This window comes from Ruegeria sp. BK1 (assembly GCF_056535645.1).
This window is the reverse complement of the sequence record NZ_JBQFIS010000001.1, coordinates 2,861,259-2,880,092: the sequence shown is the minus strand read 5'-3', so window position 1 is coordinate 2,880,092 and position 18,834 is coordinate 2,861,259. Positions and strand designations below refer to the sequence as shown.

The 18,834-nt window shown below is 57.8% G+C and carries 18 protein-coding genes; 6 read left to right on the top strand and 12 right to left on the bottom strand.

Going from position 1 to position 18,834, the window contains the following annotated elements:
• Nucleotides 1-102 precede the first annotated feature (102 nt).
• Nucleotides 103-1,125, top strand: coding sequence for an aspartate-semialdehyde dehydrogenase (locus ACR3E7_RS14300; RefSeq protein ID WP_480504258.1), 1,023 nt, complete (start codon nt 103-105; stop codon nt 1,123-1,125).
• Nucleotides 1,126-1,256: 131 nt separating this feature from the next.
• Here ACR3E7_RS14300 and ACR3E7_RS14295 read toward each other — a convergent pair whose 3' ends face one another.
• The 12 genes from ACR3E7_RS14295 to ACR3E7_RS14240 form a co-directional block, all read right to left on the bottom strand.
• Nucleotides 1,257-1,889: a hypothetical protein gene (locus ACR3E7_RS14295; protein WP_480504259.1), complete on the bottom strand. Its 633-nt coding sequence runs from the start codon at nt 1,887-1,889 to the stop codon at nt 1,257-1,259.
• A 148-nt stretch (nt 1,890-2,037) separates the two neighbouring features.
• Complete coding sequence (locus ACR3E7_RS14290) at nt 2,038-2,490, bottom strand: SRPBCC family protein (protein ID WP_480504260.1); 453 nt, start codon at nt 2,488-2,490, stop codon at nt 2,038-2,040.
• Nucleotides 2,491-2,587: 97 nt separating this feature from the next.
• The gene (locus ACR3E7_RS14285) at nt 2,588-3,364 is read right to left on the bottom strand and encodes an XdhC family protein (protein WP_480504261.1); all 777 of its coding nucleotides are present in this window, start codon (nt 3,362-3,364) and stop codon (nt 2,588-2,590) included.
• 12 nt (nt 3,365-3,376) lie between these two features.
• Nucleotides 3,377-4,564 (bottom strand): vWA domain-containing protein, encoded by a 1,188-nt coding sequence (locus ACR3E7_RS14280; protein ID WP_480504262.1) that lies wholly within the window; start codon nt 4,562-4,564, stop codon nt 3,377-3,379.
• Nucleotides 4,564-5,430, bottom strand: coding sequence for an AAA family ATPase (locus ACR3E7_RS14275; protein WP_480504263.1), 867 nt, complete (start codon nt 5,428-5,430; stop codon nt 4,564-4,566). The genes ACR3E7_RS14280 and ACR3E7_RS14275 overlap by 1 nt, the downstream gene beginning before the upstream one ends.
• Before the next feature lie 100 nt (nt 5,431-5,530).
• Entirely contained in the window at nt 5,531-7,948 is a 2,418-nt protein-coding gene (locus ACR3E7_RS14270; RefSeq protein ID WP_170786254.1) for an aerobic carbon-monoxide dehydrogenase large subunit, read from the bottom strand.
• Nucleotides 7,945-8,439, bottom strand: coding sequence for a (2Fe-2S)-binding protein (locus ACR3E7_RS14265; protein WP_480504264.1), 495 nt, complete (start codon nt 8,437-8,439; stop codon nt 7,945-7,947). The genes ACR3E7_RS14270 and ACR3E7_RS14265 overlap by 4 nt, the downstream gene beginning before the upstream one ends.
• 14 nt (nt 8,440-8,453) lie before the next feature.
• Nucleotides 8,454-9,287: an FAD binding domain-containing protein gene (locus ACR3E7_RS14260; RefSeq protein WP_170355563.1), complete on the bottom strand. Its 834-nt coding sequence runs from the start codon at nt 9,285-9,287 to the stop codon at nt 8,454-8,456.
• A gap of 140 nt (nt 9,288-9,427) precedes the next feature.
• A complete protein-coding gene (locus ACR3E7_RS14255) occupies nt 9,428-10,513 on the bottom strand; it encodes an MHYT domain-containing protein (RefSeq protein ID WP_170786549.1) in 1,086 nt (361 codons plus the stop codon).
• Nucleotides 10,514-10,701: 188 nt separating this feature from the next.
• Nucleotides 10,702-11,706, bottom strand: a complete 1,005-nt coding sequence (locus ACR3E7_RS14250) for an ABC transporter substrate-binding protein (RefSeq protein WP_170771241.1) — start codon at nt 11,704-11,706, stop codon at nt 10,702-10,704.
• The gene (locus ACR3E7_RS14245) at nt 11,685-13,052 is read right to left on the bottom strand and encodes a sensor histidine kinase (protein WP_170790171.1); all 1,368 of its coding nucleotides are present in this window, start codon (nt 13,050-13,052) and stop codon (nt 11,685-11,687) included. Before ACR3E7_RS14245 ends, ACR3E7_RS14250 begins: the two co-directional genes overlap by 22 nt.
• Nucleotides 13,042-13,710: a response regulator transcription factor gene (locus tag ACR3E7_RS14240; RefSeq protein WP_170771245.1), complete on the bottom strand. Its 669-nt coding sequence runs from the start codon at nt 13,708-13,710 to the stop codon at nt 13,042-13,044. Before ACR3E7_RS14240 ends, ACR3E7_RS14245 begins: the two co-directional genes overlap by 11 nt.
• A gap of 108 nt (nt 13,711-13,818) precedes the next feature.
• On the opposite strand from ACR3E7_RS14240, the gene ACR3E7_RS14235 reads away from it, so the two are divergent.
• From ACR3E7_RS14235 to ACR3E7_RS14215, 5 genes are all read left to right on the top strand, one after another.
• Complete coding sequence (locus ACR3E7_RS14235; RefSeq protein WP_170355568.1) at nt 13,819-14,799, top strand: Bug family tripartite tricarboxylate transporter substrate binding protein; 981 nt, start codon at nt 13,819-13,821, stop codon at nt 14,797-14,799.
• Between the two features lie 66 nt (nt 14,800-14,865).
• Entirely contained in the window at nt 14,866-15,348 is a 483-nt protein-coding gene (locus ACR3E7_RS14230) for a tripartite tricarboxylate transporter TctB family protein (RefSeq protein WP_170771248.1), read from the top strand.
• Nucleotide 15,349: 1 nt separating this feature from the next.
• Nucleotides 15,350-16,861 carry a tripartite tricarboxylate transporter permease gene (locus ACR3E7_RS14225; protein ID WP_170355570.1) on the top strand — a complete coding sequence of 504 codons (1,512 nt, stop codon included), beginning with the start codon at nt 15,350-15,352 and terminating at the stop codon, nt 16,859-16,861.
• Nucleotides 16,851-18,038, top strand: coding sequence for a CaiB/BaiF CoA transferase family protein (locus tag ACR3E7_RS14220; RefSeq protein ID WP_480504265.1), 1,188 nt, complete (start codon nt 16,851-16,853; stop codon nt 18,036-18,038). The genes ACR3E7_RS14225 and ACR3E7_RS14220 overlap by 11 nt, the downstream gene beginning before the upstream one ends.
• Entirely contained in the window at nt 18,035-18,808 is a 774-nt protein-coding gene (locus tag ACR3E7_RS14215; RefSeq protein WP_480504266.1) for a citryl-CoA lyase, read from the top strand. The genes ACR3E7_RS14220 and ACR3E7_RS14215 overlap by 4 nt, the downstream gene beginning before the upstream one ends.
• Nucleotides 18,809-18,834 lie beyond the last annotated feature (26 nt).

The window sequence follows — 18,834 nt, the reverse complement described above, 5'->3', positions numbered from 1 at the left end:
CCGCGTCAAATCGGTGTCACCAGACGAAATCTGACCCGAAAACCCTTTTTTCTTTGCCGCAACGCAGCTATGAACGCGCGTCCTTAACTTTGGAGACATGAAATGGGCTATCGCGTCGTTGTCGCCGGCGCCACGGGTAACGTGGGCCGCGAAATGCTGAACATTCTGGCAGAACGCCAGTTCCCCGTCGATGAACTTGCCGTGCTGGCAAGCCGTCGTTCGCTGGGTACAGAAGTTAGCTTTGGCGACAAGACACTGACCACCCAGGACATCGACACTTTCGACTTCACCGGCTGGGACATGGCGCTGTTTGCCATCGGCTCGGACGCAACCAAGGTTTACGCGTCCAAGGCGGCTGCGGCGGGTTGTGTGGTGATCGATAACTCGTCGCTCTATCGCTATGACCCCGACATTCCGCTGATCGTGCCGGAATGTAACCCGCAGGCGATCCACGACTATAAGAACAAGAACATCATCGCGAACCCCAACTGCTCGACCGCGCAGATGGTTGTCGCGCTCAAGCCGCTGCATGACCGCGCCAAGATCAAGCGCGTTGTCGTCTCGACCTATCAGTCGGTCTCGGGCGCGGGCAAAGAGGGCATGGATGAGCTGTGGGATCAGACCAAAGCGGTCTATAACCCCACGACCGAAGTGGAGCCCAAGAAGTTCCAGAAGCAGATCGCCTTCAACGTCATTCCGCAGATCGACGTCTTCATGGAAGACGGCTCGACCAAGGAAGAGTGGAAGATGGTGGTCGAGACCAAGAAGATCGTCGATCCATCGATCAAGGTCACAGCCACCTGCGTTCGCGTTCCCGTGTTCGTCGGCCATTCCGAGGCCGTGAATATCGAGTTCGAGGAATTCCTGGACGAGGACGAAGCCCGCGACATCCTGCGCGAGGCACCGGGCATCATGGTGATCGACAAGCGCGAACCCGGCGGCTACGTCTCGCCCATCGAATGCGCGGGTGACTTCGCCACCTTCATCAGCCGCATCCGTCAGGATTCGACAATCGAGAACGGCATCAACCTGTGGTGCGTGTCCGATAACCTGCGCAAAGGCGCAGCCCTGAATGCGGTGCAGATCGCTGAGTTGCTGGGCCGTGAGGTTCTGAAAAAGGGCTAAGGTCAGTCTGCTGTCACAGAGAAACCCCGCTGTCGATGCAGCGGGGTTTTTTGTTCCGACGCACCGTTTGCGTCACAGAACCCCAACAGGGCAGCGGACTGAACCCCAACCGTCATCGACTCCGGCTGCCTTCAAAGCTGAGACGAGACGTTCCGAGAGGAAAAAATTCTGGGCGTTTTTTGATCAATCCAGATGTCTGGGCCACCCAGCGCCTCGGGGGCAACGACCAATTTGTGCTCCCACCCCGACCTTGGTGTGAACCTTTTCCCGGATCTATTGTTCAATGGAGCCGTCAGATCACCCTCGGGCCCCAACGCCAAGTAGTTCCCCATCGACCATTTATTGCACACATTCAGGATGTAGTACGGCTCATCCGTGGTTGCATGTCCCGCCGGGGCCTGCAATCTGATCAAGTGGAAATAGGTTTCGCCCAGATCGAACTGTTCCAGAACCGTTTTGGCCGAATCCGACAGCACCGGCAGACCGCCTCCGTTCATGAAGCTCGGAGCAGGATTGCCGTCCTGCGAGCCATAGTACCAGACATCACCGACTTCGGCGTCGGTCAACCGCTCTCCTTTACGGACTTTCTCGTAAGTCCCGTCAAACAACTTGTCATATTTTTCTTGAACATCTTTGGATTGGGCGGCCAACCAATGCCGTTCATATTCCCTCCGCGTCATCGGAGTTACGCCAACCGCATCGTTCCAGGTCGTAGAAATCCACACGTGGGAATCCCGCACCGAAGGGTCATTTTCATCAATCATTTTCACCGTCCAGTTGCTTAACTTTGCACTTAATACATCAAGCTGACTTAGCGGCTCGCACCAAGTGCTCAAAGATCAAAGCTTTTCGCGCGGGATCAATTCGCACAGTAAAATTCGGGCCAGTCCGGAAACCGACCCGAAAAAATGATCAGGACACAGCCTGTTCAGCCACGATCTCACCGAAGCGGGTGAAGAACTTGCCCGACAGCTTTTTGGCCGTTCCGGCAATCAGACGGCTGCCCAGCTGAGCGATCTTGCCGCCGACATCGACCTTGGCGGTATAGGCCAGAACTGTCTCGGCCCCATCCTCGGTCAGCGTGACCTCGGCACCGCCCTTGGCGAACCCGGCTGCACCGCCTTTGCCTTCTCCGGTCAGGGAAAACCCGCCCGGAGCGTTGGAGTTGTCCAAGGTGACCTGCCCGGCAAATTTCGCTTTGACCGGACCGATTTTCAGAACCACCTTGGCCTCAAGATCCTCGGGTGAATTCTGGATCAGCTCTTCGCAACCGGGAATGCACTCCTGCAAAATCTCGGGCGTATTCAGCGCCTTGTAGACCACGTCGCGCGGGGCGGCGATGCGGATTTCGTCACTCAGTTCCATTCATGTTTCCTTTGTTCAACAACACTTGGGAAAGACCAGAAGGGCGGTTTCGGTCGCCTGTTCCGGTGTTTGTTTCGGGCGCGCAGGCCACAGACTTTTAAGCCAGTTTTTCATCTTCAGTGACCTCCGTCGATTTATCCGTGTTCCGCCACATCACGATCTCGGCCAGGATCGACAGGGCAATTTCGTGTGGATCAATGGCATGAATGTCCAGCCCGGCTGGGGATTTCAGACGCGCCGCGCGGGCTGGGTCCAAACCCTGTCCAATCAGCTTTTCCGTGAGTGTTTCAGCTTTGCGGCGGCTGGCCACCATCGACACCCGCGCGGCTTGCGTGTTCAGCGCGGCCCCAAGGGCTGCGCCGTCTCCTTGACCTTGCGAGGCCACGACAACAAAGTCGCGCGCCTCGATACCCAAGTCTTCGACCGTCTCTGGCGTGCTGCTCGTCACCCGAAACCCAGCCAGCGTCCCGTGTTCGCCCAGCGCCTTGGCAATCAACGAGGTGCCAAAGATCACTAATCTTGGCGCGTGCTGATACGGTTCAACCAGCAAATCCACCGTCCCGCCCGAGGGGCAACCGCTTTTGAAGGTTTGCACGCCATCCGGGTCCGTCATATCGACCACCTTGTCCGAGGGTTTCACGCGGATCATCTGCGGCGCACCGCTGGTCAGCGCTTGTGTCGCTGAACTGCGCACCGCGCGCTGCACACAGGCACCACCCAGATGGCCCAAAATTCGCCCGTCGCGGGTAATGGCCGCCTTGCCCCCCGCCTTGGCCGAGGTCGCATCCGCTGTCCGCAACACCGTGGCGACACAGAACGGCTCACCGGTTTGGCGCAGGGTTTCGATCGTGTCGAATATGTCGAAATTTGCCATATCAGACTCCTTTCACAACTTGCGAAACTGCGGCTCAAGCGCTGCCAGCGCCTCGAGCGTGTTGGCAGGCAAATGCGCGTCCAAATGGGGTTCCGCTGCCTGCATCGCCGCTGCGATGGGTTGGTAGTCTTTCCATCCCTTCAGCGGATTCAGCCAAACGATCCGCCGGACCTTGCGCCGGATGCGCGCCAGGACTGCGCCCAGCGCTTGCGGGTCGGAACTGCAATAGCCGTCTGACAGGATCAGCACGATGGTCCGCCCGTTCAAAGCACGCGCGCCATAGCCGTTCAGAAAGCTCTCTAGGCTCCCTGAAATATCGGTGCCGCCGCCAAACCCCTCGGCCATCAAGGACAACCGCCCAGCCGCACGGATCGAGTCGTGATCGCGCAAGGCGTCCGTCACCCGCATCAGACGCGTGTGAAACAGATAGGCATCCGCTTCGGTCCCACTGCCGATCAGGCCTTTGAGAAAAGCCAGAAACACCCGCGAATACACAGTCATCGACCCGCTGACATCACACAGCGCCACGATCCGCATAGGACGCGGCGGTTTCGCCCGTCGGTACAGGTCCATCGGCTCACCCCCACGCGCCAGGCTGGCGCGCTGGATCCGTCTCATGTCCAGTGCTGGCCCGCGCAATGCCCGTTTCCGCCGACGCGAGCGTCGATCCCGAATGGCGCGTGCCAAAGTCATTGCAGCCTTTTCGGCCTCCATCAGAGCCTGTTCATCCATCAGCTCCCGCAAATCCCTGCGCGATAGATTGGTGGTGCGCGTTGCGATTAGCTGGCCGTCTTTGCCTTCTGCTTCACCGTCACCCGAATCCGGCAACCCATCCTGATCCGAGCCATTTCCGGCCTCGGTTTCCGTTTGCGTTTCCTGCTGCCAGATCATCGGTTTTGCCGACTGCACCCGCACATGGCTGGTTTCCGCCACACCGCCCCGCTGTTTGCCGGTGTTGAACCAATAGGCATCAAACAGATCGTCGAACCGACGCCAATCCTCAGCATCCCCCGTCAACAAAACGCACAGAGCCTGCCTTGCCTGCCGCGCATCCGTCGCGCGTACCGCGGTCAAGGCGGCCAATGCATCGCCTGTCTCAGCCGGACCAACCCGCAATCCGTTCGATCGCAAATGCGTAATGAAGCCAGACATCCGATCTGCCAACCCATCGGCCCGAGAAGGAAACCGCGTGACCTGCATCACGCTACCTTCCCGATCAACCGGTCCATCACCTCGGGCGGGGCGGCGTCATAGTCGGCGGCGGTTTTCAACAAGCACACAAGCGTTGCCTGCACAGCGTCGCGCGATTGCGCCATGTCGTTGACGCCCAAACCTGACAGCGCCGCAGCCCAATCCAACATCTCTGCAATGCCCGGCGTCTTTTCCAAATCTTCCTTGCGCAACGCCTGTACGACCTCAATGATCTGCCGCGCCAGCACGCCTTCGACCTCGGGCATCCGCGCCCGAAGGATCACCATTTCAACCTCTTTCGAGGGGTAATCAAGGAAACTGTAAAGACACCGCCGCCGCAAAGCATCTGACAAATCCCGTGTCCCATTGGCGGTCAGGATCACAATGGGCCGAGTCTTAGCCTCGACCGTCCCAAGCTCAGGGATGGTGATCTGAAAGTCGGACAGTATTTCCAGCAAATATGCTTCGAATTCCTCATCCGCCCGATCAATCTCATCAATCAACAAAACCGGAGGAACATCCTGAGAAATAGCCTCTAACAAAGGCCGTCTCAGCAAATACGCATCGGAAAACAACTGCGCCTCGCCAACCCCTCCCTGCGCGTCCGACGCTCGGATCGCCAACAGTTGCCGCTGATAGTTCCACTCATAAATCGCGTGGCTGGCATCCAGCCCTTCATAGCACTGCAACCGGATCAATCTGGCATCCCGCCAAGCCGCCATCGCCTTGGCCACCTCGGTTTTACCAACTCCTGCCGGCCCTTCCAGCAGCAAAGGTCGCCCCAGCGCCTGCGCCAAATGCAACGCCATCGCCAACCGATCATCAGCAACATAACCTTGCGCGGCCAATCCGTTCTGCACATCACTCAAAGTCAAAACCAGGATCCATTCTTCATCTGGCCAAAAATATCCCGGGGGTCCAAGGGGGCAGAGCCCCCTTGCTTAGTCGGACCGGCTCAGGCCGGTCCGAACCCATTCACCCGTGCATCCCCAACCCATTTGCGATCTTCCAGATCCGCCAATGATCATGCGGCATATGGCTCTGCACCAACCCAAAGGGCCGGAACGCATCATGCACCGCGTTCGAAAAACAGGGCACACCACCCACATTGGGGCTTTCCCCAACACCCTTCGCGCCAATCGGATGGTGCGGGGACGGCGTCACCGTATAGTCGGTGATATAGTTCGGCGTCTCCCACGCGGTCGGCAGGAAGAAGTCCATCAGCGTGCCGGTCTTCACATTGCCCATCTCGTCGTAGGCAATCTCCTGCCCCATCGCGATGGCCAACGCCTCGGTCACGCCGCCATGAACCTGCCCGTCGATGATCATCGGGTTGATCCGCGTGCCGCAATCGTCCAGCGCATAGAACTTGCGAACGTCCCACTCGCCGGTGTCGACGTCGATCTCCATGACGCAGATATAGGCCCCGAACGGGTAGGTCATATTCGGCGGGTCATAGTAGCTCACAGCCTCAAGACCTGGCTCCAAGCCAGGGATCGCCTGATTATAGGCAGCAAAGGCGATTTCCTTCATGGTCTTGAACCGCTCGGGCGCACCTTTGACCGCAAACCGGTCCACATCCCATTCAACATCGTCGTCGTGGACCTCCAGCAAATAGGCCGCAATCATCTGCGCCTTGGCACGGATTTTGCGCGCGGCCATTGCCGTTGCCGCACCTGCAACAGGCGTCGACCGAGACCCGTAAGTTCCCAGACCATACGGAGCGGTGTCGGTATCGCCTTCCTCCAGCGTGATGTCATCGGCAGGCAACCCGATCTCACTGGCAATGATCTGCGCAAAGGTCGTCGCGTGACCCTGACCCTGAGAGATTGTCCCCAGCCGAGCAATAGCGGACCCGGTCGGGTGGATGCGGATTTCGCAACTGTCGAACATGCCAAGCCCGAGGATATCGCAGTTCTTCACCGGTCCGGCCCCAACGATTTCCGTGAAATGCGTCAGACCAATGCCCAGCAGTTTGCGAGTCTTACCGGCTTTGAACTCCTCAACCCGCTGCGCCTGTTCGGCCCGCAGACCTTCGTAATCCACCGCTTTCAGCGCCTTGTCCCAAGCGGTGTGATAGTCGCCCGAGTCATATTCCCAGCCCAGTGCGGACTGATAGGGGAACTGATCGGCCTTGATGAAGTTGATCCGGCGCAGCTCGGCCGCGTCCATGTTCAGCTTGATGGCCAGAACCTCGATCATCCGTTCGATGAAATAGGCCGCCTCGGTCACACGGAAGGAACAGCGATAGGCTACCCCGCCCGGAGCCTTGTTGGTATAAACCCCATCCACGGCCAGATAAGCGGTCGGTATGTCATAGGACCCGGTACAGATGTTCATGAACCCCGCCGGGAACTTGGTTGGATCGGCACAGGCGTCAAACCCGCCGTGATCCGCCGTCGTGTGACACCACAGACCAGTGATCTTACCGTCCTTCGTTGCCGCGATTTTGCCCTGCATCCAGTAGTCGCGGGCAAAGGCGGTGGACATCAGATTCTCCATCCGGTCCTCGACCCACTTCACCGGCTTGCCGGTCACGATGGACGCCACGACCGAACAGACATAGCCCGCATAGGCCCCAACTTTGTTACCAAAGCCACCACCGATATCGGGGCTGATCACGCGAATATTGTGCTCGGCAATGCCCGAGATCAGCGACACCACCGTACGGATCGCGTGCGGGGCTTGGAACGTACCGTAGAGAGTCAGCTTGCCGGTCACCTTGTCCATGCTGGCCACGGACCCGCAGGTCTCAAGCGGACACGGATGGGTCCGGTGGTAATAGACCATCTCTTCAGCCACCACATCGGCCTCGGCCAGAATAGCCTCGGTCGCGTCTTTGTCGCCCTGTTCCCAGGTGAAGATGTGGTTGTGATGCTTGCGCGGCCCGTGCGCACCTTCGGTCTGACCCTCAAGGTCTTCACGCAGGACCACATCGGATTTCAGCGCCTCGAACGGGTCGGTCAGAACAGGAAGTTCCTCGTATTCAACCTCGACCAGTTCCGCAGCATCCGCCGCGATATAGCGATCCTCGGCCACAACGAAAGCGACCTCCTGACCTTGGAACAGCACTTTGCCATCGGCCAGCACCATCTGTTTATCGCCTGCCAGTGTCGGCATCCAATGTAGGCCCAGCGGCGACAAGTCTTCGGCAGTCAGAACAGCGATCACGCCGGGCAGCGCCAGCGCCGCCTCTTTGTTCACGCTGACAACGCGGGCATGTGCGTAGGGGGAGCGCACAAAGTCGCCGAACAGCATGCCATCCAGCTTGATGTCGTCGACGTAATTGCCCTTGCCTTGGGTAAAGCGCACATCCTCGACGCGTTTGCGCGAGCTGCCCATCCCTTTGAGGTTGGCGGCGCGTTCTTCGGGGGTCAGAGTTTGATCGTTCATTCCGCGGCCTCCTTCTGAGCGTTCAGCATGTCAGCCGAGGCCGAGATCGCCTTGACGATGTTCTGGTAGCCGGTGCAGCGGCAGAGGTTCCCAGCCATACCGAGACGAATTTCTTCCTCGGTCGGGTTCGGGTTTTCCTGCAGCAGGCGATGGGCGCGGGTGATCATGCCCGGCGTGCAGAAACCGCATTGCAGGCCATGATGTTCGCGGAACATCTCCTGCAATACACCAAGGCTGCCGTCATCATTGGTGAGGCCTTCGACCGTGGTGATATCGGCGCCGTTCACCTGCGCCACGAAGGTGGTGCAGGACTTGACAGACTTGCCATCGATATCAACGGTGCAAGCGCCGCAGTGGCTGGTTTCGCACCCGATATGGGGGCCTGTGATTTTCAGATCTTCCCGCAGGAAGTGGATCAACAGCGTGCGTGGCTCGGCCAGACCTTCGACCTCTTTGCCGTTCACGGTGAGTTTGACGTGCATTTTTGACATGGGTTCTCCTCCCCTCAACCCGCGCGGCTTTGTGCGCGGTCGATGGCGCGGCGCAGCATGACGCCTGCCACATGTTTCTTGAACTCGACGGGGCCACGATTGTCGGCAACCGGATCAATCGCATCCAACATGGCAGCAACGCAGCCATTCACATCACCGTCCGCCAGCGCAGCGCTTGCGCCTTCGGACCACACAGGTGTGTCAGCCAGATTGGTCATCGCGACCGAGGCCGTTCCGTTACCCACCATCACAGCAGCCGCAGCCGTGGCATAGTCGCCAATCTTGCGCTTTTGCTTTTCATACGCCTGACCGACTCCCGCGCTGGGCACCGGGATCGAGATACGAGTCAGGATTTCCTCATCCTCGCGGGCGGTGAAATACGCGGCCTCGTAAAACTCACGCGCGGCGACGCTGCGATTGCCATCGGGACCGGACAGATCAAATGTGGCGTTCAGGCATTGCATCAACCCCGGCATGTCATTGCCCGGATCCCCATTGGCCACATTGCCACCGACGGTGCCCACATAGCGCACCTGCGGATCAGCGATCTGCAAAGCCGCCTCGCGGATCAGCGGAATGGCAGCGGCCAGACCGTCATGCGTGATCAACTCGTGCTGCGTGACCATCGCACCCAAGGTCACGGTGTCGGCGCCGACCTCGATGCCCTTTAGTTCGTCGATGGCTTGCAGATCGACCAGATGGCCCATCTCGGCCATGCGCAGCTTCATCATCGGGATCAGGCTGTGCCCGCCCGCGATCACGCGCGCCTCGTCTCCGTGTTCTTGTAGAATGCCGATGGCCGAGGCGATGTCGCCTGGCCGGTGATACTCAAAACCGGCTGGTATCATAATTTTCCTCCCTGGGTCCGAAGCAATATGCCTTGGGGTACCTGCACTCAGAAAAGAACGGTCACATCAGGGGTTCCAGCCAAGGGGAACGGGGCGCGTAGCTTGTTTCACGAAACGCGAATAGGCTGCACGAGTTGCGATCAGAGACCCAGCGCGTCGCGAATGTCGGACAGGCGCGACCGGCTGACCGGCACCTTAGTCAACGCATCCACACCGTCGAAATAACACGTGCCATTGTCCTTGTGACGTTCGAACCCCGAGACATGTTTGGGGTTCACCAGATAGCTGCGATGGGCACGCAAAAAGCCATCGGGGGTCAGGCGGGTTTCGGCCTCGGTTATGGACCAGGGGCAAAACAATTTCTCGGCCCCGATATAAAGAACGGTGTAATGCCCCTCGGCCCGGATTGCGGCGATCTCGGTCGGGGCGGCGAAAAAGGTCTGGCCCTCGCGCTCAAACGGGATGCCCGCCCGCAGAGTCGCGGGTTCGGGGCTGAGTGGAGCAGGCGCCGCAACTGCGGCAGGTTCAAGAAAGCTAACGCCGGTCAACAGGAATGCACCGCAGATCAAGAACACGGCCACCGTCACACCCATCGCCAGCACCTGATTGTTGAGCGCCGGACCGGCCCCCCCCGCGCTGTCGCTGGCCGTGAAATCCGTCAGGCCTGTGGCCACAAAATGCATGGTAAACACGGCCAGACCGAAACAGGCCGTTCCCAGCAAGATGTTACGCTGCGTGCGGTTGTCATAGGCCACCCAGATCGCCACGACCGACAGCACGACCGAGGCCAGCGTCGACAACAGCACGTCCCACGCGTTGTAGACCGGGCGACAAAGTTCCATCCCAGCCATTCCGATATAGTGCATCACCACGATGCCCAGCCCGACGATCACGCCTGCGCCAATGATCGTCTGCACCGAACGTGGCCGGAAATGCAACAACAGTAGCGCCAGCCCGACCATCAGGATCGCCACAAGGGCCGAGATCAGCGTGATCAGCGCGTCATAGTAGAACAGGATTGGCAGTTGCAGCCCCAGCATGGCCACGAAATGCATCGACCAGATGCCGCCGCCCAGAACCACCGCTGCCAGCGCCACTATGATCTTGCGCTTCTGGTCGTCCAGCTTGGACGCGCCATGGGTCAGGTAAAGGCCGGTAAAGCCTGCCATCAGCGCCACGGCCAGTGAGGCCGCCACAAGCCAGGCGTTATGCGAATAGTCCAGCATCTTGGTCTGCACGCCCTCCCCGACGCGAGGGCGACGTTAGCAAACGGATTTGATTGGGACAATTGGCTGTAGACGGCGAATATCAGTTTACTGGTCCACTATTGTGGCCATCTCTGTTTAGGTTGGGTTTCGCTGACCGCCCCGACACTGAACCAATCGCTACCGACGTAAAGCTAGTGGTCCTTTTGCTATTGAATGACCGCGTTTTCCCACGCTGACAGGAACTTTTTTCGCTTTAGGTCATCCAAAAATGTCAGCAGTGACGGGTTTAATCCTATTGTTTCTCGGTCTGTTGCGCCGTTCTGCAACACCAGTGGAGGAAGCGAAGACGGGCTGTCCTGTGCTACTGGCTTTTCAGTAATCAAGTAGTTGATAAACGCTTCGGCTGCGTCCGGCTCCTGCGTTTCTTCAGACACTAACGCTGTCCGCATCATCGTTGTTTGAAAATCTGTCGGAAAAATCACTTCAAGCGCATCCTTGCGCTCGGCGCGGACAGCTGCGTAACTTCCAAGGACATTATAGGCTACCAGAATTTTTCCATCTGCCAGATCGTTTATCATTTCTCCCGAACAGCAATACAGTCGCACATCAAGACCACCCATGACCTCCATTAGCCGCCAATAGGTTTCCGAGGCGCGCGCATCTTGCGTAGCGAAAAGATAACCCAACCCGGATTCACGTACATCGTATGTGCCAACCTTGCCGCGAAATTCCTCCGGTCGCTCGCGCAGCGCCTCGATCAAACTCTGCCGGGTGTGCGGAATGTCCTGACCTTCAAACGCTTCGCGATTGATGACGATAGCAGCAGGTTCGGTCGTGAATGCAAACAAGCTTTGGTGCCACTGCGTCCAGTGCGGAGCCTCGATATCCTTAAGCGCCAGCGCAAAGCCATCATTCGCCAACTTCAGTTGCAGATCCATTGCGCTGGATACCACAATGTCGAAAGCGTCCGGCGACGCGCGAACGCGTCGGTCGATATCCGCCGTGCCCGAAACGAAGTATTCGACACTTATTGAGGGATTGCGCGCAACAAAGCCTTCTATCAATGGCGCGAAGAGAACTGTGTCAGTGCTCGAGATGATACGTAGGTGCGCGCCTTCTGCGCCATCATTGAAAACCAACTGGTCTTCCCAATCCTGCGCCCAAAGAAAACAGGGGAACGCAAGAAAAACTAAAGTGACAAGACTACGCATGCTCCCCCCGTAGGCTTATTATTCAAAACCAAGGTTCCGCCATGGGCCGTCGCCACATCCTGGGCAATGGTCAAACCCAAACCTGATCCAATCGTCCCAGCTGCATTCTTGCCGCGTTCGAACCTGCGCGTCAGCTGTTCAATCTCTTCTGCTGGAAAGCCCGGGCCCGAGTCGCTCACTTTGACTGCAACATCAGGTGTGGCGGTAACTTCGATATCGACCACGCTGTCAGCAGGCGCGTATTTTAGTGCATTGTCGATCATGTTGCGGACTGCATTCTGAATCAGAATGGGGTCGCCGGAATAGAGAACCTCAGTATCGCCTCTCAGAGAAAGCGAAAGTTCCTTCATTTCCGCAATCGGCGTCAAACGCTGCACAAGTTCCCGGATCAGTTCAACTAAATCGACATCTTCCCTCTCAAGATGATCGGCGCGGAAGGTGATCATGGCATGATCCAATAACTGTCCCGCAGCGCGCGAACTTTCATCTATCGCCCGAACCATCGCACGGAGTGCCTCTCGGTTTTCTTTCTTTTCAACTCTATGCAGAGTTGCCTCGGCATAGGACCGTACAGTCGCCAGCGGCGTGCGGACACGGTGGGCCGCTTCGGCAATAAAATCCTCTGACTGGCTGAGCGATTGATCCAAGCGCCCCATCAGTGAGTTCAGGGACAAGACAAGCGGCGCCATTTCCCGGGGCACCGGCTTCTTGAAGGGACTCAAATCCTGCGGCCCCCGTCTTGTGACCGAGGTTGTCAGTCGGTTTAGTTGGCCGATAGTGGTCGATGTGATCCAGAAAGAAAGCGCGGCAGTCAAAAGAAAGAAGCCAAGACCCAGAAATGCGGCATTGCGCGAAATCTGGTCCAAAGTCTGCGAAAGCGCATCCTGCGTCTGACCCAGCACGATTGCAATTTCCGTCTGCCTCCCCAACCCGACAAGCGTTCGACTTGCGCTGACCTGGCGAATGCGTTCCCCACGCAGTTCGCCCGACGTGAATAACCAATCACTTTGTCCGGACGCCCCTGCCAAAAGAAGATCTTCGTATCCCGATAAAAACGCACCGTCCTGATAAATGGCATAAAACACCCGGTCATCTGACGGGGTGGTCAACATCGAAAAGGCCGCGTAGGGAATATCCACTTCAAGCACCCCGTCCCTCAGCGCGGCGGCATCAAGAATTGATGTAACGGATGCTTCGAGGATGTTGTCCTGTCCCTGCTGCGCTACCTGAGCCGCATAGTTCCTGACTGCAAGGAACAACAAGACTGCCAGAACCGCCGCGCCACCAATCAAGGCCAGCACTAGCCTGTTGCGCAGTGACCCGGAAACAGTTGGATTAGCGGTCATGATCCAGCCTGTATCCCAGACCGCGCAAGGTCGTTATCTTTAAGTCCGACTTTTCAAGATGTTTGCGGAGCCGCCCCACATAGACCTCGATCGCGTTGTCCGAAACGCTGTCGTCGTAAGAGAACAACCGGTCGGCCAGCTTCTGTTTCGAGAATACATGACCAGGCGCGCTGATGAATAACTCCATCATGCGCAGTTCCCGATTTCGCAGCGAAAGGGTTTCTCCGGCGACGGTCAAATGTCCGGCCACCGGATCAAACACGACACCGCCGATCTCGATCGTGGACTTCGCGCTGCCGGATTTACGCCGCAGAACCGCGCGACAACGGGCCTCAAGCTCGGCATGATCAAACGGTTTGGTCACGTAGTCATCCGCCCCCAGATCAAGTGAACCGATTCGATCCGAAACCTGACTGCGCGCGGTTAAAACGATCACGGGTGTATCCAGTCGACTTGCCCGGTGCCGTTTCAGAAAGTCTCGCCCGTCCCCATCAGGAAGCATGATATCCAGCAGGATCAGGTCATATTCTTCGGTTTCGACAAAGGCGGTTGCGTCCTCCAAATTCGCTGCGTGATCAATGACATGACCGTCCAGTCGCATGCGCGAACTAACCGCGTTCGCGAGGTCCAGGTTGTCTTCGACAAGTAGAAATTTCATCAGGCTTTTTCAGTATTTTGCCGCGTGACAGGTTGATGTCAGGTTGGTGTGTTTTTGTTCCATCCAATCTGAGCCGCCATGCGGCCGGTTGTCAAACGGGAGGAAATCATGACAACGATTAAACTGGGCCGTCGCGCCCTAATCGCAGCTGTGGCCGCAATCGGCCTGACCGGCCCGACGTTGGCCGAAGATCAAGTCGTGGACAGCATCCACTTTCTGATCCCCGGTGGTGCCGGTGGCGGTTGGGACGGAACTGCCCGCGGCACGGGTGAAGCCCTTACGAATGCGGGTCTTGTTGGCACTGCATCCTATGAGAACATGTCAGGTGGCGGCGGCGGTAAGGCCATCGGCTTTCTGATTGAAAACGCTGACAGCAATCACGGTACATTGATGGTGAACTCAACTCCCATCGTTATCCGTTCGCTGACTGGTGTTTTCCCGCATAACTTCCGCGACCTGACTCTGGTTTCAGGCACCATCGGTGACTATGCGGCGATCGTCGTAGGCAAAGACAGCCCGATCAACTCGATGGACGATCTGTTGGCAGCTTTTGACGCTGATCCTTCGGCCACAGCAATTGGTGGTGGCTCGGTACCGGGCGGCATGGATCACTTGGTTGCAGCCATGGTCATGGAAGCCGCTGGAAAAGACGCTCTGGGCGTTAAGTACATTCCGTATGACGCAGGCGGCAAAGCCATGGCGGCGCTTCTGTCCGGCGAAATCGCGGCTCTGTCGACGGGTTTCTCGGAAGCTGTTGACCTGTCGAACGCGGGCGAAGTCAAAATCATCGGTGTCACATCGGAAGAACGCGTTGACGCTGCTCCTGATGCGATGACCATGAAGGAGCAGGGTATCGATACCACCTTCGTCAACTGGCGCGGATTCTTCGCAGCACCTGGTCTACCGGAAGACAAGCTGGCGGCATATCAAGACGCAATCGCCAAGATGTACGACACTCCTGAATGGGAAGAGGTTCGGGCGCGCAACGGTTGGGTCAACATCCACAACTCGGGCGCTGACTTCCAGACGTTCCTTGAGCAGCAGGAACAGCAGATCGGTGATCTGATGAAGAAGCTGGGCTTTCTCTAACTGAAAATCGGCAGAGCGGACCGCCGCTCTGCCTTCCCCAAAGACAACAAAAAAGGAGGGGGCATCATGGCGTTGGATCGCTGGATCGCGCTCGTTCTGCTGGGTGTTTGTTTAACATATGGCTACGCCGCCTGGTTCACGATGGACGGTAGCCTTCCCCCCTTCATGCAAAGAAATCCCATCTGGCCAAGCACCTTCCCCAAAGTGCTGTCCATTCTGGGTATCATCACGACGACAATTATCCTGCTGGGCTTTGAAAAGTCCGAGATCAAGGAAGCCGACATCGATTATCGCCGGCTGGGTGACTACCATCTGGATCAGGCGCTGATGCTGCTGGCTTTGATGGTCATTTATGCCCTTTGCCTGCGACCCGTGGGCTTTCTGATTTCGACGTCGGCATTCCTGATACTTGGCTCTTTCATTCTGGGTGAGCGCAAGTGGCATATCATGCTGCCTGTTGCATTCATCGCAACGGGGGCCGTCTGGTATCTGGTTCAGGAAGTTCTTGGCATTTACATGCGCCCGCTGCCGGGCATTTTCGGAGGCTGACATGCTTGAAGGACTTCTGATCGGCCTGCAAACGGCATTCTCAATCCAAAACCTACTGATGGTCATCGCTGGGTGTCTGATCGGCACATTCATCGGGATGTTGCCCGGTCTTGGACCGATGTCGATCATCGCCATCATGATCCCGGTTGCAATCTCGATGGGCGACCCATCCGCCGCACTGATCCTTTTGGCTGGGGTGTATTACGGAGCGATCTTTGGCGGTTCCACGTCATCCATCTTGCTGAACGCGCCGGGCGTCGCCGGTACGGTGGCCTCAAGTTTTGATGGCTATCCGATGGCCCGCCAAGGCAAGGCTGGGAAAGCACTGACAATCGCCGCAATCGCCAGTTTCGCAGGCGGTACGCTGGGTGCCGTCCTGCTTATGGTGTTTGCACCGGCTTTGTCTTCTGTTGCGCTGCTGTTCCACTCGGCCGAGTATTTCGCCCTTATGGTCGTTGGCCTTTCAGCCATCGCTGCCTTCGCCGGAAGCGGTCAAGTCGCCAAAGCTGTCATCATGACGGTACTGGGGCTGATCATGGCTACCGTTGGTGAGGGCGCGTTGTTCAACCTGCCTCGGTTCACCATGGGAATCATGGACCTGCAATCGGGCTTCGGCTTCATCACACTGGCCATGGCCATGTTTGCCTTGCCCGAAGCGCTGTTTCTGGTCCTGAAGCCAAAAGATCTGAAAGGTGATGATGGCGAGATCAAGGACCTGCGCATCACCAAGGAAGAAGCCAAGGCAATTGCACCAGTTGTGGGACGGCAGTCCGTACAAGGTTTCTTCATCGGCGTTCTTCCTGGCGCCGGTGCAACGATCGCCAGTTTCCTCGGCTACGCCGTTGAACGCAACATCGCTCCGAAAGAGGAACAAGAAGAATTTGGCAAAGGCTCGATCAAGGGTCTGGCAGCCCCGGAAACAGCAAACAACGCGGCCTGCACCGGATCATTCGTTCCACTGCTGACTTTGGGCATTCCAGGTTCCGGCACAACGGCGATCCTGCTGGGCGCGCTAATCGCTTTGAACGTGACACCCGGTCCGCGTCTGATGCTGGATGAGCCTCAGATCTTCTGGGCTGTGATCATGTCCATGTTTATCGGAAACCTTGTCCTGTTGATCCTGAACCTGCCGCTGATCCCCTACATCGCAAAGGTACTATCCGTTCCGCGCAACTACCTGATACCGTTCATTCTGTTCTTTACGTTGATGGGCGCTTACATCGGACAGAACAATGCAACGGAGCTGTTGATCCTTGTTGGGTTCGGCGTCTGTGCCACGGCTTTAAAATTTGCCGATTATCCGCTGGCCCCGCTTCTGATCGGGTTCATCCTTGGCGGAATGATGGAAGACAACTTTGCAAGGTCCATGCAGCTCTATGACGGAATCGGGTTTATCTGGGAACGCCCCATGACGCTGGGCCTGCTGGTCATCGCCGCGCTGTTGGTGCTGCTGCCCAGCTATCGCGCGCGCCGCGCACGGGCACGGGCTGCCGGTATCGCCGATGGCGACTGAGCCTCTGGCAGGAATACGGGTTCTTGACCTGACGAACGTTCTGGCGGGCCCGTATTGCTGCTATCAGCTTGCCCTGATGGGGGCCGAGGTGATCAAGGTCGAACGACCTGAGGGCGGCGACCTTGCTCGGGTGTTGGGGGCAGACCCAGACCGCAACAAGGCCGGGATGGGCATCAGTTTTCTCGCCCAGAACGCGGATAAGAAATCCGTCACGCTGGATATGAAGCCCGCAAAGGGCAAAGACTTGCTGAAGAAGCTGGTTCAAACCACCGACGTGCTGGTCGAAAATTTCCGGCCCGGTGTAATGGACCGGCTTGGCCTTGGTTATGACATTCTGCGCGCTGAAAATGCCAACCTGATCTATTGTGCAATCAGCGGTTTTGGGCAGGACGGTCCTCGCAAAAAAGACCCGGCCTACGACCAAATCGTTCAGGGTATCAGCGGTGTCATGTCGATCACCGGAGCAGCCGATACAGCGCCCTATCGCGTCGGCTACCCGCTGGCCGATACCGTCGGGGGGCTAACGGCCGCTTTTGCGATCAGTGCGGCCCTGAACGCCAGACCACGCGGCACGTTTCTGGATATCGCAATGTCCGAGGCGGTGATCTCCACCATGGGCTGGGTGGTGTCGAACTACCTGATCGGGGATGTCACACCGGCAGCGCATGGCAACGAAAACACCACATCCGCCCCGTCAGGCACCTTTGCCACTGCGGATAACCCGATCAACATCGCGGCCAATCGTGACGAACAATGGCAGGCGCTTGCTCGACACCTTGGACGGGAAGATTTGCTGGGCAACCCTGACTATGCCTCGCGTGAAGATCGCAAGAGGAACCGCCATAACCTTAGGGACGATCTTGAAGCCACGCTACGCACCCGACCCTCCCGGGAATGGGTTCGCGAGTTGAACGCGATTGGCGTTCCGACCGGGCAGGTGATGACCGTGCCCGAAGCGCTGGCCGACGAACAGCTTACAGGCCGCGGATTGATTGGATCTTTGCCGTCCCACAGCGAGGAGCTGAAACTGACCGGCAGCCCTGTTGTGATGGATGGTCAACGCAGAATGCCCCGGACCGCCCCGCCGGATTTGGGGGCAGATAATGCTGTGATCTGGTCTGAGCTTGGTCTGAGCCGTGACGAAATAAATGCGTTGACGAAGGAGGGGATCATATGAGCGATGTCGCTGACTGGTGGTCAACATCCATCATCGACATGGAACCAGGACGAATAGACCTGCGGGGCACACCTATTCAGGACCTTATCGGCAACCTTGGTTTCGCGGAAATGATCTGGTTCATGGTGCGCGGAGACAGGCCATCCGCCGCGCAGTTGAAATTGTTCGAGGCCGCCTTGGTTGCTGCCGTGGATCACGGGCCACAAGCCCCTTCGATCGCTACGGCCCGCATGGCAGTAACGTGTGGACTGCCGCTCAACAATGCCATGGCAAGCGCGGTGAATATGCTAGGGGACATCCACGGCGGCGCTGGTGAACAAGCGGTGACCCTGTATCAGTTTGTCAATGCTCACCCATCCGCCGTTGGCCTGGCGCTGGATGACTGGATTGCCGCGCAAGGGAAAATTCTGCCCGGATTCGGCCACCGCTTTCACACCCCAACGGATCCACGCGCACCACGTTTAATGAGCCTTGTGGACGAAGCGATTGAGGCAGGTGCCTGTGATGGGCGCTACAAATCTGTCGCGATCGACATCGAAGGCGAATTGGCGCAGCGCAAAGGCAAACCCGTTCCGATGAATATCGACGGAGCCACAGCGGTGATCTATGCCGAGCTTGGTTTTGACGCGCCATTGGCGCGTGGCCTGTTTTGCCTGTCCCGTTCTGTCGGCATTCTTGCACATGCATGGGAACAGTCTCAGCAGGGTGGCCGAAACAAGGGACCGACCCCGCCAAAGTATCGCTGGACGTACTTGCCCAGCGACACGTAAGTGGCATCAAGGTTCTAAAGTGTCCG